This window comes from Shimia ponticola, assembly GCF_007995215.1.
Lineage (GTDB): Bacteria > Pseudomonadota > Alphaproteobacteria > Rhodobacterales > Rhodobacteraceae > Shimia_B > Shimia_B ponticola.
Genome location: NZ_VCDK01000005.1, coordinates 1 through 15161, shown reverse-complemented (window position 1 = coordinate 15161; position 15161 = coordinate 1). Strand labels below are relative to the sequence as shown.

General features: G+C 58.6%; 15 protein-coding genes. 5 read left to right on the top strand and 10 right to left on the bottom strand.

What is annotated here, in order from left to right:
• The first annotated feature begins 1 nt into the window (after position 1).
• Positions 2-1117, top strand: coding sequence for a phosphatase PAP2 family protein (locus tag FE702_RS10250; protein ID WP_147126213.1), 1116 nt, complete (start codon positions 2-4; stop codon positions 1115-1117).
• The gene (locus FE702_RS10245) at positions 1117-3120 is read left to right on the top strand and encodes a S8 family serine peptidase (RefSeq protein ID WP_147126212.1); all 2004 of its coding nucleotides are present in this window, start codon (positions 1117-1119) and stop codon (positions 3118-3120) included. The genes FE702_RS10250 and FE702_RS10245 overlap by 1 nt, the downstream gene beginning before the upstream one ends.
• On the opposite strand, the gene FE702_RS10240 is transcribed toward FE702_RS10245, so the two are convergent.
• From FE702_RS10240 to FE702_RS10210, 7 genes are all read right to left on the bottom strand, one after another.
• Positions 3117-4271 carry a hypothetical protein gene (locus FE702_RS10240; RefSeq protein ID WP_147126211.1) on the bottom strand — a complete coding sequence of 385 codons (1155 nt, stop codon included), beginning with the start codon at positions 4269-4271 and terminating at the stop codon, positions 3117-3119. The two genes, FE702_RS10245 and FE702_RS10240, sit on opposite strands and share 4 nt — an antisense overlap.
• Positions 4272-4458: 187 nt before the next feature.
• Positions 4459-5106, bottom strand: coding sequence for an RluA family pseudouridine synthase (locus tag FE702_RS10235; protein ID WP_147126210.1), 648 nt, complete (start codon positions 5104-5106; stop codon positions 4459-4461).
• A 32-nt stretch (positions 5107-5138) separates the two neighbouring features.
• Positions 5139-5855, bottom strand: a complete 717-nt coding sequence (locus tag FE702_RS10230) for a sterol desaturase family protein (protein ID WP_147126209.1) — start codon at positions 5853-5855, stop codon at positions 5139-5141.
• Between the two features lie 170 nt (positions 5856-6025).
• Complete coding sequence (gene rpsO / locus FE702_RS10225) at positions 6026-6295, bottom strand: 30S ribosomal protein S15 (RefSeq protein ID WP_147126208.1); 270 nt, start codon at positions 6293-6295, stop codon at positions 6026-6028.
• Positions 6296-6441: 146 nt separating this feature from the next.
• Complete coding sequence (locus tag FE702_RS10220; RefSeq protein ID WP_186827056.1) at positions 6442-7554, bottom strand: calcium-binding protein; 1113 nt, start codon at positions 7552-7554, stop codon at positions 6442-6444.
• 16 nt (positions 7555-7570) lie between these two features.
• Positions 7571-7837 (bottom strand): DUF5665 domain-containing protein, encoded by a 267-nt coding sequence (locus FE702_RS10215; protein WP_147126206.1) that lies wholly within the window; start codon positions 7835-7837, stop codon positions 7571-7573.
• Positions 7838-7868: 31 nt separating this feature from the next.
• Positions 7869-8396: a DUF1643 domain-containing protein gene (locus FE702_RS10210; protein WP_147126205.1), complete on the bottom strand. Its 528-nt coding sequence runs from the start codon at positions 8394-8396 to the stop codon at positions 7869-7871.
• Between the two features lie 49 nt (positions 8397-8445).
• Between FE702_RS10210 and FE702_RS10205 the strand changes: the two genes are divergently transcribed.
• A complete protein-coding gene (locus FE702_RS10205) occupies positions 8446-8814 on the top strand; it encodes a VOC family protein (protein WP_147126204.1) in 369 nt (122 codons plus the stop codon).
• On the opposite strand, the gene FE702_RS10200 is transcribed toward FE702_RS10205, so the two are convergent.
• The 3 genes from FE702_RS10200 to FE702_RS10190 all read right to left on the bottom strand — a co-directional run bounded on the left by FE702_RS10200 (position 8811) and on the right by FE702_RS10190 (position 12844).
• Complete coding sequence (locus tag FE702_RS10200; protein ID WP_430303178.1) at positions 8811-9575, bottom strand: SDR family NAD(P)-dependent oxidoreductase; 765 nt, start codon at positions 9573-9575, stop codon at positions 8811-8813. The two genes, FE702_RS10205 and FE702_RS10200, sit on opposite strands and share 4 nt — an antisense overlap.
• A 65-nt stretch (positions 9576-9640) precedes the next feature.
• The gene (locus FE702_RS10195; protein WP_147126202.1) at positions 9641-12076 is read right to left on the bottom strand and encodes a calcium-binding protein; all 2436 of its coding nucleotides are present in this window, start codon (positions 12074-12076) and stop codon (positions 9641-9643) included.
• 285 nt (positions 12077-12361) lie between these two features.
• The gene (locus FE702_RS10190) at positions 12362-12844 is read right to left on the bottom strand and encodes a fasciclin domain-containing protein (RefSeq protein WP_147126201.1); all 483 of its coding nucleotides are present in this window, start codon (positions 12842-12844) and stop codon (positions 12362-12364) included.
• 308 nt (positions 12845-13152) lie between these two features.
• Here FE702_RS10190 and msrP point away from each other — a divergent pair, with 308 nt between their 5' ends.
• Positions 13153-14061 carry a protein-methionine-sulfoxide reductase catalytic subunit MsrP gene (msrP, locus tag FE702_RS10185; protein ID WP_147126200.1) on the top strand — a complete coding sequence of 303 codons (909 nt, stop codon included), beginning with the start codon at positions 13153-13155 and terminating at the stop codon, positions 14059-14061.
• A gap of 11 nt (positions 14062-14072) precedes the next feature.
• On the top strand, positions 14073-14690 hold the full coding sequence (gene msrQ, locus FE702_RS10180; RefSeq protein WP_147126199.1) for a protein-methionine-sulfoxide reductase heme-binding subunit MsrQ: 618 nt from the start codon (positions 14073-14075) through the stop codon (positions 14688-14690).
• Positions 14691-15161: the final 471 nt, after the last annotated feature.

Here is a 15161-nt window from a genome sequence, read left to right as displayed (position 1 = left end):
TATGACGGGATTTAACGGAGCGAATGGCGCGAACGGTGCCAATGGTGCCAACGGCGCGAATGGGGCCAACGGAGCGAATGGCGCGAACGGGGCCAATGGTGCCAACGGCGCAAACGGTGCCAATGGAGCCAATGGAGCCAATGGAGCCAATGGCGCGAACGGAGCAAACGTTGCCTTCCCCGTCGTCGCCTCGCAAACGGCGGCTTTCGGTATTCGTCACGTCGCTGGAAATGCGCCGATCCAACCCGGACTGGTGCGCGAGGATGATCGCGCCAATGATGCACAGATGGGTCTGTGGTCTCAGCAGGTGCGCGAATGGCTCTGCATTAACGAGTTCCTGCGGAATTACAGCTGGCAGGCAGAGGCGAACGAGATCCGCTTGCGCTGGTCCGGGAAGCCGATGCTGACACTGCTGCGTCCTGACGCAAATCTACTGGTGGGTCAGCTTCGCTTCCTGACGGACTATGGCGATCTGCGCGCTGAACGAGGTGCAGAGATCATCGACCAGATGGGTATGCTGGTTGATCACTATGCGCATATCCTCGGAATTACAGCTGCGCGCATGCCGCGTTTGGTCGAGCTTGTGAACCTCACACAGGCGATCTGCAGCCATGCGGTCATGACTCCAAAGCACTGTTTGGCCATTCGCCGCCCTGATCAGTTGGACGCCCGGATCATGCCGATGATCCCGACGCCGGGCCACGGCAGTTTTCCTTCTGGCCATGCAACACAGGCAATGGCCATCGCCACGATTCTGGCGGCGATCGTAAATGCCAAACCTGATCATTATCCCGACGCGGATGCGCGCAAGGCGCTGTTGTTCAAACAGGCCGAGCGTATTGCCGCGAACCGTACCGTCGCGGGTGTGCATTACCCAATCGACAGCTGGGCAGGGGCCTGCCTTGGGCGAGAGGTTGCGCGCATTCTGGTCTCGATGGCGACGGCACAACGTAACAAGGCGGCTGTCCATCCGGCGCAATTGTACAAGCCCGAAGACCGGGACTACTTCGTTCGGGATTTCCAGGCGCATGATCATTCCTATGGGACGAATTACAAAGTCTCGTTCAGCGGTCCGATCGCATGGCTTTGGGACAAGGCTCTGGATGAATTGATCTGATGGCGGGGATCGGAGCGATGGATCAAACGAGCCAACCAGCCAAGCAATTTCAATGGATCGGACCTTATACGGCGTGGATGTTCGGTCTTGGTCGCGACCATGATTTCTTTGCCCAGCCACGCACGCAGAGCGGTCTTGTGACAGGCGTTCTTGAAATGGAGGGCGAGGGCGTTGCACCGTCATCCGGCGCAACCGATTTGCCGCTGACCGTTCCGCCGCTTTGGCGTGGCTTGCCCAAGCCGCGATTTGTGCCGTTCATCGCGGGGACCGCGACCCAGGGTCCTTGGGTCGTCGATGTCTCGTCAGCTCAGTTGGACGATTGGGCATCGCAGATGACCGGCGTCCCGCTGAAGGCCATGACTTATGGCTTGCCGTTGGCTGCCAACCTAATGGCGGAGGCACCGCTTTCGACCCCAGTGATCGAACAGGCCAGCGGGCGCGCAGAGGGCCAACCCATTATCGTCCTTGGGGTGATTGATGATGGTATCGGTTTTGCCCACCGTGCCTTCGACGGCCCTGACGGCCAGTCGCGCATCGACGCGGCATGGGTTCAGGGTGTGCCGCCAGTGGATAATGGCAGCGTCCCATTTGGCCGCGAAATTGGCCGGGCCGAGATCGCGCGCCTGCGCGGCGAATACGGATCGGACGAAGACGCGATCTATCGCTTCGTCGGCCTTTCCCATGGCGCAGGCTATGATCCAGGAAGCCTGTTATCCGGATTGGCGCACGGCACCCATGTCCTGAGCACGGCAGCCGGTTCTGATCGCGACCCGGCGGTGCGGATCGTTACGGTCGATCTGCCCGCGGCCACAAGCTGGGATACATCGGGGCCCGGCAAGGACCTTTATATTCTGTCCGCGCTTCACTTCATTTTTGAGCGCGCCGATCAAATCGCCGAGGCCAACGGGCTTAGCCATGTGCCTGTGGTTCTGAACATGTCTTACGGGTATTCCGGCGGCGCGCATCGCGGCAGTGGCTGGATTGAAGCGGCTATGGATGAGTTGATCGAAGCCCGCCGCAAGACGTCACCCACAGCATTGGTTTTGCCGGCGGGGAACAACTTCCTCGACGCCATGCACGCGCAGGTTTCTTTGTTGCCGGGACAGGCAACAGACCCGCTCCCATGGAGGATCTTGCCGGATGATCGAAGCTCGAACTTTTTGGAGATGTGGCTGCCCGAGGGCATGAGCCCGCAAGACCTTGAGGTTACGCTGTTCGGTCCTGCGCCCCAACGGCAAGATCCGGGTGCTGTATTGGCACAGATCGCAAGCAACGCCGTGACCGGGTGCCAAGTCCATCCGGTTGCCTTTGATGGACAGCCTGTCGGACAAATTGGCTTTGACCTCATGCGCGGCCAACAGTGGCGCGTGTTTATCGCTATTGCTCCGACCGAGACACTGGCCAACCGGGCGCCCGCAGGGCAGTGGCATGTCAGCTTTCAGGATCTGCGCAAAACGGGCGACCGTAAAACACTCACACTTTGGATACAACGCGACATCGACTACGGAACCAGCACGGCAGGCGCGCGGCAAAGCTACTTTGATGAGTTCGACAACAAGCGTTGGACGCCGGCGGGGTTTTGGAACACCAACGATGATGACGCCGTGGCCACCAAGCGGTTCGGCTCATTAAACGGGATGGCGTCTGGGCGGACTGCGCTCATTGCCGCCGCCAGTCAGGCCGCGCCCGTCAAGGCGGCGGATTACAGCGCGGCGGGCTATGGTGATGGCAGTGCGCCTCAGGTCAGTCTCGCTGCGCAGGTCGAACCGTCCGCCATGTTGTCCGGGAACCGCGGTGCAGGATCGCGCAGTGGTGCGTCGGTGTCCATGACCGGAACGTCGGCGGCAGCGCCCATGGTAGCCCGTCAGTTGATCAAAGCGTTACAAACCAAAACTGCACAGGAAATTTCAGCTGCCGAAGCGGGGAATTATCTTGATCTGCTAGACGTCGAGCCGACGTCGGTGCCCGCCACCCGGGCCGGGCAGGGGGTGTTGCAGGACTAGGCCAAGCTTTCCAACTCTGCGCGTTGTTGCGCAGGGGCGCGGCGCGGTTTGGGGTGGATGACGCGGTCGCGCACGTAGCTCAGATCACTGAGGGCGGTGCAGGCCATGTCGCTGCCCAGATCGGCACGGGCTGAGAGGTCTTCCCAGATCGCAGTCACTGGCAGGATCGTCAGATCAAATTCAGGATCGCTACCGCGCGCAGAGGCATTGATTTCGCAAATGATGCCGACAAAGCAGCCCGCCTCATCAAGCACGAAGTCTCCGGGTGCAAACGCAACAGGGGCCTGAGCCAATAGAATCTTGGCGCAACCACTTGGGCGCGTTTGCAGGCCGGTCTGTGGGACGAATGCTTCGCCGCGTTGCCTAAGGCCAATGAGCCGCTGCGATGTGCTGCCGACCGAGGCGGTGGCAAACGGGACCCAAGGTCCCTTGGATTTCGTGCTCTTATTCCGCACCAGCGCATATCCAAGCGCCGCTGACTGAATTGCGGCAGGCGTTGTCGGGTCATGAAGTGATAAAGACCAGCTACGCGAAATGGCGATCCTTGGGGGCATTCCGGCCGGCAAGCTGATCGCTTCAAGTGCGCGCGCCGCCACGCCGCCATAGCTGGGTGAGGACGTTGATGTCACGCTTGGGGCCGGAGCTGAGGCTTCTGTCCTTGGTTGAGGGGAAGCAGCAAAGCGTTCCCGAACCGGAACTCTGTGGTCGGGTAAATGCACGCTTCTGGACTGGGCCATGATGACCTGACCGGGAAAGGCGACGCAGACACTCTCCGCGGGCTTGGCATCATCCGGGGACGTTGGGGCGAGGTGGATGACCATGTCCGGCGACCGGCTCAATACGGCAAGGCAAAATGTGCGCAGGGCATATTCGTCTGCATCGTGGATCGGCAGCTCGATGCTTTGGACGTCGAGCGTGACAAGTTGGTTGAGGAACGCGCTGTCATCAGCCAAGCGAGCCGGGTCGAAATCTGGCACTTCGATACAGGTTTGCCCCGGCGAGGTCGCCAGGCCGGAATCCTTCTGACACAGAGTGGCGTGAACATGTGGGTCCGCAACCAGCATATCTTTCCAGTGCAGGCCACCGGTGTAGGCATGACCTGGGCCGTTGGGTCCTTCGGTGCGCCATTGGCTGGGCATCTGGTGTTCCATTGTGTGTCCTCCATCCCCGAAACGTTTCCGTAACGTCAACAGTATTTCAGATACCGTGGATGGACGGGTGTGAGGAATGCGTGAATTCCATAGGCCGTCTTGCTCCAGCCCTGAAATCAGGGCTGCAAAGCGGCTCAAACCCCATAAATGGGGTGAAAACGGCTCTGTTGGCCAAAATGGACGGCGATTAGAAAGGCGGCGGAGCAAGGAATTCCATACCGCGGCCGCCGTCGGGATGGCGCAATCTGAGCTTCCATGAATGCAACATCAGGCGTGGCGCGGCGTCCAAGGCTTCGCCCGTTGCATAAAACGGATCGCCCAGAATCGGATGGCCAAGCGCCAGCATGTGAACCCGCAACTGATGCGAGCGCCCGGTTTTCGGGCTCAGCATCACTCGGCTCTGCTGCGCGTCCTGGCGCAGAACCTTCCAGTCGGTTTGCGCGGGCTTGCCTGTTTCATGGCAGACCATTTGCCGAGGCCGGTTTGGCCAGTCGACGATCAAGGGAAGGTCAACGGTTCCCGACTTGGGTTCGAGCTTGCCATGCACTTGGGCGAGGTAGGTCTTCTTGATCTGGCGTTTCTCGAACTGCAAGCCGAGATGGCGCTGGGCGTGGGGGCTTGCGGCAAAGACCATCACGCCGCTGGTGTCGCGGTCCAGACGATGCACCAAGAGCGCTGTTGGAAACGCGGCTTGCACGCGTGTCAGCAGACAATCCGCCAAATGCTCGCCCTTGCCCGGCACACTCAACAGCCCAGAGGGTTTGTTGACCACGATGATTTCATGGTCCTCGTGCAAAACATCCAACGGGTCATTTGGCGGCGCATAGTCGGTCATGGCGTCCGCCTACCTGAGAACCCCGTCGGGGGCTAGTTGGAGCGTTCGCGGGGCATTTTTGTGATGCCGAACGCTTTGCGCGCTGTGACCAGACGCAGATCCTCGGGGTCCATGCCCATGCTGAGGATCGTCTTGGCGTCGTATCGCTCGCGCGCTGTGTCGCGGTCATAGGTCGTGCCAAAGAGACGGTCGATCCAGCCCATGCCAAAGCTGACATGAAAGACGCTGTCATGGTCGTTGAAGTGATGACGCAGATGGCTTTGCGTCACGCGCTTGCCGAACCACCCCTTGGGGACGTTCAGATGCGCAAGCGTGTGGCAATACTCATAGAACGCAAAGGCCGATACCGAGCCTGCAAAGATCGCCACCAGAGGCCAGACAATCGCCATTTCCAGCCCGACAAAGGGCCAAAGAACCACGGCGTGAATTGCGAGAGAGATCAGGCCGAAGCGAACCGGATACCAGTGGTCGTCGCCTGTAAAGAACTCTGGGTCATTCGGGAATTCGTGATGCCCGATATGCGACCGATAAAGCTCGTTAAAGGTTGGCTGATCCGCAGGTGGTTCGCGATGCAGAAGGAACCGGTGCATCAGGTATTCCACAAAGAATTGCATGACCACACCCCATGCCAAGGCAAGGAGCATCCAGGGCGAGAACCACAGAACAAAGGCGACCAATCCAGCCAGCCAGAAGGGAAGCAGCCTTTGCAGGCTTCCCATGTTCAAAAGCACGCGCAGTGTGGGGATCATGTCAGTCTCCTCTCTGGTGTGGTCAGGTTTGCGGTGATTGCGTGACGGGTCAATCGCGACGTGGCGGCGAAACTGGGGCCATGGCGGGAGATAGACACGCTCTGCCAATTGAGAACGAAAAAGGCCGCCCCGAAGGACGGCCTTTAAACAGATCAGTCTGAGCGACCGGCTTAGCGGCGCAGGCCCAGACGTTTGATCAGGTCGGCGTAACGCGCTTCGTCTTTGCCTTTGAGGTAGTCCAGCAGCTTACGGCGCTGGGCAACCATTTTCAGCAGGCCGCGGCGACCATGGTTGTCTTTCTTGTGCGTCTTGAAGTGCTCGGTCAGCGTCGCGATGCGCGAGCTGAGGATAGCGACCTGAACTTCTGGCGAACCGGTGTCGCCGTCTTTGGTCGCGAATTCTTTGATGACGCGTTCTTTTTCTTCAACAGTGATCGACATCGGGGTCTCCTTTGTAAGGTTCGAGTTATGGCGCGAGCCGGGATGTCGTCCAGCAAGGCCCATGGAGGTGTCCGACGGTTCGCCGCCAGATGCGCGCATATAGGAGGAATCCCAACCCTTGGAAAGTGGGAATCTGGTGTGCTGCGTCAGAGCGCCTGAATTGTGCTGTGACCGATGAGGGAAATGTCACCCAAGGAGACGTCAGCTCCGAGGTGAAGCGTGAGAACAGGAACGCCATCAAGCAAGAGGGTTGGGCCGCTGCTGTCGTCATCGGCGGATTGCAGGTCAATCACGGGTTCCGCCGACGCAGTATCGTCGAAGACGACAACCAACTGGTCTTCGGATGCATTGAAATCGTCTAGATAGGCCGCGCCTTGGGCAGACCAACCGCCGATCATGATCGTATCAGCACCGTCGCCCCCTGTTACATAGTCATCCGTGCCTGCGATAATCGTGTCGTCGCCTGCGCCGCCGTTGATAAAGTCGCGGGTATCAGTGTCGGTCCCGCCGTCGAGTTCGGTGCCGATCAGGGTGTCATCCCCGTCGCCACCGAAGATCATGTCCATGCCCTGACCACCGGTGATCGTATCGCCTCCGAACCCGCCTTCGAGCCGGTCGTCTCCACTTTGGCCATTCAGCGTATCATTGCCATCGCCGCCTGCCAGCCAATCATCTCCGGAACCGCCCATCAAAGTGTCTGCGCCCATGTAACCAAAGGCCATGTCGTCGCCGTCGCCGCCGTCGGCTTGATCGTCGCCATCCTCTCCGTGCAAGGCATCGCTGCCCGTGCCGCCCTGCAAGGCATCGTCACCTTCACCGCCGAATACGGCGTCATCGCCGTCTTGGGCGTCGATTATATCGTCACCCCGATCGCCCCATATTTCGTCATGGCCGTCGGTGCCGCTGAATGCGTCGCCCTCTTCGGTGCCGACAATGCGCGTTGCGGTGCCGTCAGGCGTGGAAATATCGGTAACGGTTGTTTCAGCTTCACCAATGATCGGGACGTCATCGTCATAAATGTCGCCGTCCGCCTCGTGAGGAAGAATGGCAGAGGGGGCGACATCGGGCGTATCGTGCCCATCATAAGTTTCGCTGTCGGAGTCTTCGTCTGAGAATTCGTCTTCGCCCATCGGGCCGACAAAGGCCGCACCCAGCATCATCACGCCCAAAAGGCTTGCCAACATCAACATCGCTTGCACCGCATCTACCGCTCTGTGCGCAGTGTAGCTGGAGGCGTGACGCTGTGCAGCGATTGCCACGCCCTTTGGTTAATGCCTACTGATTGCGGTCCAAGGTGATTTCCCTCGCAATTTCAGAGGCATAATCCCCAATGATCGGGATGAAATCGATTTTAGATAAGGAATAGGCAAGTATCGACACAAGGATCGTCGCTCCCATGACAGATCCCAGACCAAAAGACAGACCGCGCAGGAACTGCGATCCCATGGCCTGAAAGCGGGATCGGTTCGACCGCAACAAGTAGTGGTCATTCAACTGGCGCAGTTCCCTGACCAGTTCGGCGGTGGAGTCATTGTCCTGCATTCTGTTCTTTCCGTCTTTATCGTCGTGGGACTTACGCCCAAGGCATTGGTTTGGTTGCATAGGCCACATAAAGCGGGTGGCGCGGATGGCCGTGTTTCGTCAGCCCCAGATGGTGAAGTCGATGGCGCTGGTCTGCAATCAGAGTCAGAACAGCCTCTGCACGATCCTGATGGATACCATGGACCCCCCATGCCGCCAAAACCGTGTCAGCCCAATTGGCACAGGCCGTGAGCGCTGCGTCATTTGCAGGTCCGACAGGCTCAGCGGCAAGGCGCAGCGCGGCCGGATCGGTTTCCCGCCAGGCAAACAGGTTCACGGCACAAAAGCTGCCATAGCCCAAGGCGCGCGCCCGGCGCTCGCAGCGTTCAATGGTCGGATCATTGGCCAGCTCGGTGGCCTTGGACGGGTTGAGCATAATGTAGGCAAGCCGCGGCGCGGTGCGGTCCCAGACGCGGGTCAGGGCGTAGCGATAGCGATCATCTGCTGAATAAATGGCCGATGAAGACGCGTGATCGGCATGATGCCACCGGGTTTCTAGATCGAAACCGGGTATTGTCATATGATCCTGACGGTCCGGTGTCATTTCTGGACGGCAACCGGAGGGAAAGATGAAACTAGGTGCATTTTCTGTCAGTCTAAGTGTGAAGGACCTTGAGGCGTCCAAAACCTTTTACGAGGCGCTGGGGTTTGATTCCATGGGGGGCGACCCGTCTCATGGCTATCTAATCATGAAAAACGAGGACACGCTGGTGGGATTGTTTCAGGGCATGTTCGAAGGCAACATGCTGACGTTCAATCCTGGCTGGTCGCAGTCCGCGCAAAATGTCGACCCGTTCGATGACGTGCGCGACATCAAGGCCAAGCTTCAGGATGCCGGGATCTCCGTCAGCCATGAGCAGGGCGGTGATACGGGGCCCGCCAGCTTTGCGGTGACCGACCCCGATGGCAACGTCATCCTGATTGATCAGCACCGCTAGGGTTTGCGCAGCGCAGGCAGACCGATGCCAGTGCTTTCGAACCCACCGTCCACTGACAGCGTTTGTCCGGTCAAATAGCTGGCGCGCTCTGAACAGAGGAAGGTGATGACCTCGGCCATTTCGCGTTCGTTGGCATAGCGATTCAGCGGGATGGCGTCGTGATAGGCGTCGATAATCTCCTGCGTATGAACCGCCATCGCGAGTTTCGTGCGGACTGGGCCGGGGGCCACGGCGTTGGCGCGGATGCCGTATTCGCCCAATTCGGCGGCTTGCTGTTCGGTCAGCGCGATCACGGCGGCCTTGGATGTGCCGTAGGCCACGCGCAGCGTTGAGGCGCGCAAACCCGAGATCGAGGCGATATTCACAATCGCGCCTTTGGTCTTCTTTAGTTCGGGGATGGCCGCCTGACTGACCAAAAAGGTGCCGTCGAGGTTTACGGACATCACACGACGCCAGCGTTCAAAGTCGGTTTCTTCAATCGGACCGAAATCCGCGATGCCCGCGTTGTTGATCAAGGCGTCCAGCCGCCCGAATGCAGTGATGCAGTCGCGCACCATGCCATCTGCATCCTGCGGGTTCGAGATATCGCGCGCGATGGCGATGGTATCCGGAAGCTCGGCCTGAACCTTGGTCAGTTCCGGTTCGTCCCAATCGACCATGGCCACACGCCAGCCTTGTTCGAGAAAGAGTTGCGTGGTCGCCAGCCCGATCCCACGGGCCGCACCGGTGACGAGGGCGGTTTTTTGATCTGTCATGCGCATAGAAAAAGCCCCCGGCGCCGCTCGGCGCAAGGGGCTTTGTCGTTCAGTTGGTTGTCTTTGCGACGTCAGATGATTGTGACGTCGATTGCCGCGAGCAGGGCGTTAAATTCGGAAATGTTGTTTATGTCCACGTCATCCAGTGTGATCGTGCCGCCCGAATAGTTGATCGTCACAAAATCAGTGAAGACGCCATAGCTGACAAAGCTGGTGTCCGTGATGATGATCTGGTCTTCGGCTGAGTTGAAGTCTGTGATCGTGTCGTTGTCTTCGTTGGTCGAGAAAACAAAGGTGTCTGCGCCGGTTCCGCCTTCGAGCGTGTCGTCGCCTGAACGCCCAAAGATCGTGTCATTTCCAGCCCCGCCAATGACGATATCGTTGCCGGAGTTGCCCGATACAAAGTCGTCACCCTCGCCGCCGCCGACTAAATCATCGCCCGATCCGCCGCGGACTGTGTCATTGCCATCGCCGCCAAAAACCCCGTCGTCCCCGCCGCGTCCGTCTAGGATGTCGTTGCCATCGTTGCCTTGGATGTCGTCGCTCGACGACCCGCCATAGGCAATGTCATCGCCCATGCCGCCGAAAATATCCGTGCTCGCGTCTCCGGCAAAGATCAGATCATTGCCACCCAGCCCCTCAATCGACTGAGGCAGGACGCCGCCGCCAAGCAAAAGGTCTGCTTCGCTGGTGCCAGCGACTTCCAAGAAGGGAAACAGCGGGACGTCGAACTCATTTGGTCCAGGTTGCAGACGCGGCATCTGGAAAACGTCGATGGGTCCCACCGGAATTGGCAAGGTCGGAAGCTGTTTTAGCAGAGTGAGAACGCCGCCATTATCCGTGAACAAGACCAGTTCCCCGGTAGTCGCATCCCAGGTGCTGCCGAAGCGTCCCAACAGGTTGAGCGACAGCGCATCCGTCAACGACATGCCATCGACCATCAGCGTGTCTTCGTCCGGATCATAATCCATGATGGTGTTGTTTTCGAAACTGGACACGCGGAACTCATCAGCGCCTGCGCCACCCATGAGGATGTTGGTGCCCACACCGCCGTCGACGATGTCGTCGCCGTCGCCGCCATCAAGAATGTCGTCGCCGCTCATGCCCAGGATGACGTCATTGCCATCATCGCCAAAGACCATGTCGTCGCCCGAGTTGCCCGAGACAAAGTCATTGTCCGCACCGCCGCGCACTTCGTCGTCGCCCGCGCCACCGCGCACGCGGTCGTCGCCGTCGCCGCCATCGACAAAGTCGTTGCCGTCATCGCCGCGGATTTCGTCTTCCCCTGCGCCGCCAAGGACAATGTCGTCATCGCGCCCGCCGCGCAGTTTGTCATTGCCGTCGCCGCCATCGATTAGGTCATTTCCCGACCCGCCATTGCCAAAGTCATCGCCGTCTTCGCCAAAGATATCGTCGTTGCCTTGATCGCCCAACAAGCGGTCGTTGCCAAAGACGCCGACCAGCTTGTCGTCGCCTTTGCCGCCGCGCATGAAGTCGTCGCCCGATCCGCCGTTCATGCGGTCGTTGCCGTCTTCGCCGTACATTTCGTCATTGTCTTTGTGGCCGCGCATGACATCATCGCCGTCACCGCCGAACATGAGGTCATCGCCGCGCACGCCGTCCATCAGGTCGTTGCCGGCCCCGCCATACATTTCGTCATTGCCATTACCGGCGGTCATGTTGTCGTCGCCGTCGCCGCCATCCATGAAATCATCGCCGGAATTGCCAAGCATGCGGTCGTTGCCGCCTTCGCCGTAAAGCTCATCATCGTCTGAGTTGCCTGCAATGCGGTCATTGCCTTCGCCGCCGCGCAGCAGGTCATTACCCAGACCGCCGTTCAGGTTATCGTCACCATCATCGCCAAACAGGCTGTCGTCGCCTTGTTCGCCCATGATCCGGTCTTCGCCATCATTGCCGTTGACGGTGTCATTGCCCTCGCGGCCTTCGTATTCATCATTGCCTGCAAGAAGATCAATAATGTCGTCGCCGGCTGTGCCCACAAGGACATCGTCATTCGGCGTCGGACCCGTCATTGGTGGCGTAAATGTGGGCGCTGCGGTTTCGGTATCCGCAAACGTAAACGCATAGTCGATTTCGGTTGGCGACACGTCCAATGGGATCGGACCGCCACCAAAGCCGGGCTCAATAAACAGGGTGAACGTTCCGCTGAACGGTGGAACAAAACGGAAGATCGCACCGCCGTCGCTATCCGTGATCGTCAAAGCTTCTGAAGGCAGGTCCCCGGTTGGGATACCAAAGCCCTGGGTTCCACCAGAAAGAGCATCGCCGACAAAACCAACGCCAAACTCCCCTTGAAGACGAAGCGAAAGGCCAATGTCTGGGCTGGTCGTCAGGAAGCGAAAGAAGACCGGTGTGTCAGCGGTCAGTTGAATGTTGAACGAGTCCAAAGGGTCCCCGTTCAAAGGGTCGATGGACCCGACAAAGTTGTCGCCCAGCGAAATGATCCGTGGACTATCGATATCTGTAGATTCTTCCAAAAACGCCATAATGCTGGCCCCCACCGCATGAGGCGTTGCGCAAGCGAAAGCCTCGTCTCTAAAATTTTGTCAAACGTGGGGTGGCAGCCCTCACCCATGACATACCCAAGGGTGATCTTTGCGCGGTGACGCGAAATTCTCAACAAAATTGACAGAAATGCGGCAAGTTCTTGGCGCGTCCACGGCGGATTGTTGTGTGATGCGGTGAGAATGCACGGCATCAGGAATACTGTCGCTGAAACAGAAACGGGCGGCCCAATGGACCGCCCGCTGACCAAGGTAAGGAGACGAGTCTTACGACGCTGGCAGGATCACGCTGTCGATGACGTGGATGACGCCGTTCGAAGCTTCGATATCTGCGGTCACGACGGTCGCGTCATTGACCATCACACCGTTGTCGAGGTCGATCATCACGTCGGCACCGTTCACGGTTGCGGCCACCATGTCGTCCTGCAGATCGCCCGACATCACTTTGCCCGGCACAACGTGGTAGGTCAGGATCGCGACCAGCTGGTCACGGTTTTCTTCCATCAAGAGCGACTCAACGGTGCCTTCTGGCAGAGCAGCGAACGCTTCGTCGGTCGGTGCAAAGACGGTGAACGGACCGTCGCCTTTCAGCGTGTCGACAAGGCCAGCAGCGGTGGCTGCCGCTAGCAACGTTTCAAAGGACCCGGCTTCGGCGGCGGTGTCGACGATGTCTTTTTCGGCGCCCATGGCAAATGCGCTGGTGGCAAGTGCGGCGACGGTGGTGGCGGTCAGGATAGTCTTGCGAAGCATGTGGCTCTCCATTGCTAAAAGGTGCACGGCGGGCGGACTGCCCGGGATGCGTGTGCGACAAGTGGGAGGGCACACAAGCCGGTCAATGCGCGAGGCGATGCTGATCGCATTTGACAAAAACGGGATCCGCCATAAGCCGCCAAACGTTGCGCTTTCCAATCACAGATGCGTTAGCCGATGTGATGAAAACGGGGTCTGCTGACACGTTGTTACAGGTGCCAACTTGTCCGTGAGGGGAGTTGTTTTTGGCAATCCCGTCCTTTCCTATAGAGCAACGCCAATGAACTGCAGGCGAACCGGAGGACCCGATGGCCAAACGCTGGAACAACACACTGACCTGGAAAGACGTCACGCCCGAGGCGGCATATATGAATCGCCGTCAACTCATGACCGGCGCGGCCGGTCTTGCGGCGATGTCGATTGCAGGCCCGGCGCTGGCCCAAAGCAACGGTGAGCTTGAGCCCAACACTTGGGAAGAGATCACGACCTACAATAACTTTTACGAATTCGGCACAGGCAAGGATGATCCTGCCCGTAATGCCGGTCAGCTGACCACGGACCCATGGTCGATCAAGATCGATGGTTTGGTGGATCGCCCGGGTGACTACTCCTTTGCGCAGATCATGGAAGGTCTGGATGTCGAAGAACGCATCTACCGCTTCCGCTGTGTCGAGGCATGGTCGATGGTGATCCCATGGAATGGTGTCGAGTTGCAAGACATCCTCGATAAGGCCGGCGTTCAGTCGAGCGCGAAATACGTGGCTTTCGAAACCCTCGTCCGCCCATCCGAGATGCCAGGCGTTGCGCGCAACGTTCTGGATTGGCCGTATCGCGAAGGCCTGCGTCTGGATGAGGCGATGCACCCGCTGACGATCATGGCGACAGGCATCTATGGCCGAGACATCCCTAATCAAAATGGCGCGCCGATCCGTTTGGTGGTGCCGTGGAAGTATGGCTTCAAATCAATCAAATCGATTGTGCGGATTACGCTGACCGAAGATGAGCCGCCGACCAGCTGGAATATGGCGAACGCGCGGGAATACGGCTTCTACAGTAATGTGAACCCCAACGTGAACCATCCACGCTGGAGCCAGGCCACCGAACGCAAGATTGGAGGCGGCCTGTTCGCCAAGCGGCAGGATACGCTCATGTTCAACGGTTACGAAACCGAAGTGGCCAGCCTCTATGACGGCATGGACCTGACGAAGTTTTATTGAGGTCCGTCGACATGATCGCCCAAACCATCAATCAAACGCTCCGCAAGGTTCCAGCGTGGCCACTATATATATTGGCACCTATTCCGGTGGTGTGGATCTACTGGCTGGGCATCACCGGTGAACTGGGCGTGGACCCGGCCAAGAAGATCGAGCACCAACTGGGTCTCTGGGCGCTTTGGGGTTTGATTGCGGGGCTGGCGGTGACGCCGCTTCGCGAAAAGCTGGGCGTGAACCTGATTAAGTATCGCCGCGCGATTGGGGTGATCACATTCTTCTATGTCTTTGCGCATCTGCTGACGTGGCTGGTGTTGGATGTTCAGTTCCAGAACGTTTGGGCCGACATTGTGAAGCGGTGGTACATCACCGTTGGGATGGCAGGCTTTGCGATCATGATCCCGCTTGCGCTGACATCCAACAACCTGGCGATCCGCAAGATGGGACCGGTAATCTGGCGCAAGTTGCACAAGGCGACCTATGCGGTTGCCCTTCTGGGCGCGCTTCACTTCCTGCTACTGGTCAAAGGCTTTCAGTGGGAGCCGATCCTTTACACCGTCGCGATTGTCGGACTGTTGGCCATGAGGGTAAATTGGAGCGGTTTGCTGGCCAGTCGGAAGGTGGCAGAAACCTGATCCCTGATAGGTGCCGGTATACATAGTAGAGATATTCAGACGGGGCGGCCGACGAGCCGCCCCTTTTTCGTTTGAGCAGGCTGTTTTTCGACCCAAGGCCGCGAAGCAGGTGGTTGGCTTCCGCAATGCCGCAGATGATTTGCCTCGATCGCCACAAGAATTCGGGGTTCAGGCGAGTCATCTGAGAAAATTTTGGTGCGCGATCTGATTTTTTGACCGAGTCACGGGTGAATCGTGGGTAACTTGCGGGTGACTCGAGCCTGAATCAGCAGATTTCCAGTAAGGTGATTTGCGGAGGTGTGGCTAAGCCTGTGGTTAACTTTGTGGGAAATACAAAATGTGGGGTGGCGACCTTGCCGCAATGCAGCGCGAGGGGGTTGAAAGTTTCAATCTTACCTAAGGTCGGCGCACAAAAATTGCCTCAAACCCCGGAAAATACAGGAGAAATCGGGTTCCTCGCAAAAAGTGTAG

Excerpts from the sequence above, each read along its gene's own strand:
- FE702_RS10250 (WP_147126213.1), top strand. The coding sequence starts at position 2 with ATGACGGGATTTAACGGAGCGAATGGCGCGAACGGTGCCAATGGTGCC.
- FE702_RS10245 (WP_147126212.1), top strand. The coding sequence starts at position 1,117 with ATGGCGGGGATCGGAGCGATGGATCAAACGAGCCAACCAGCCAAGCAA.
- FE702_RS10240 (WP_147126211.1), bottom strand. The coding sequence starts at position 4,271 with ATGGAACACCAGATGCCCAGCCAATGGCGCACCGAAGGACCCAACGGC.
- FE702_RS10235 (WP_147126210.1), bottom strand. The coding sequence starts at position 5,106 with ATGACCGACTATGCGCCGCCAAATGACCCGTTGGATGTTTTGCACGAG.
- FE702_RS10230 (WP_147126209.1), bottom strand. The coding sequence starts at position 5,855 with ATGATCCCCACACTGCGCGTGCTTTTGAACATGGGAAGCCTGCAAAGG.
- rpsO (WP_147126208.1), bottom strand. The coding sequence starts at position 6,295 with ATGTCGATCACTGTTGAAGAAAAAGAACGCGTCATCAAAGAATTCGCG.
- FE702_RS10215 (WP_147126206.1), bottom strand. The coding sequence starts at position 7,837 with ATGCAGGACAATGACTCCACCGCCGAACTGGTCAGGGAACTGCGCCAG.
- FE702_RS10210 (WP_147126205.1), bottom strand. The coding sequence starts at position 8,396 with ATGACAATACCCGGTTTCGATCTAGAAACCCGGTGGCATCATGCCGAT.
- FE702_RS10205 (WP_147126204.1), top strand. The coding sequence starts at position 8,446 with ATGAAACTAGGTGCATTTTCTGTCAGTCTAAGTGTGAAGGACCTTGAG.
- FE702_RS10200 (WP_430303178.1), bottom strand. The coding sequence starts at position 9,575 with ATGCGCATGACAGATCAAAAAACCGCCCTCGTCACCGGTGCGGCCCGT.
- FE702_RS10195 (WP_147126202.1), bottom strand. The coding sequence starts at position 12,076 with ATGGCGTTTTTGGAAGAATCTACAGATATCGATAGTCCACGGATCATT.
- FE702_RS10190 (WP_147126201.1), bottom strand. The coding sequence starts at position 12,844 with ATGCTTCGCAAGACTATCCTGACCGCCACCACCGTCGCCGCACTTGCC.
- msrP (WP_147126200.1), top strand. The coding sequence starts at position 13,153 with ATGGCCAAACGCTGGAACAACACACTGACCTGGAAAGACGTCACGCCC.
- msrQ (WP_147126199.1), top strand. The coding sequence starts at position 14,073 with ATGATCGCCCAAACCATCAATCAAACGCTCCGCAAGGTTCCAGCGTGG.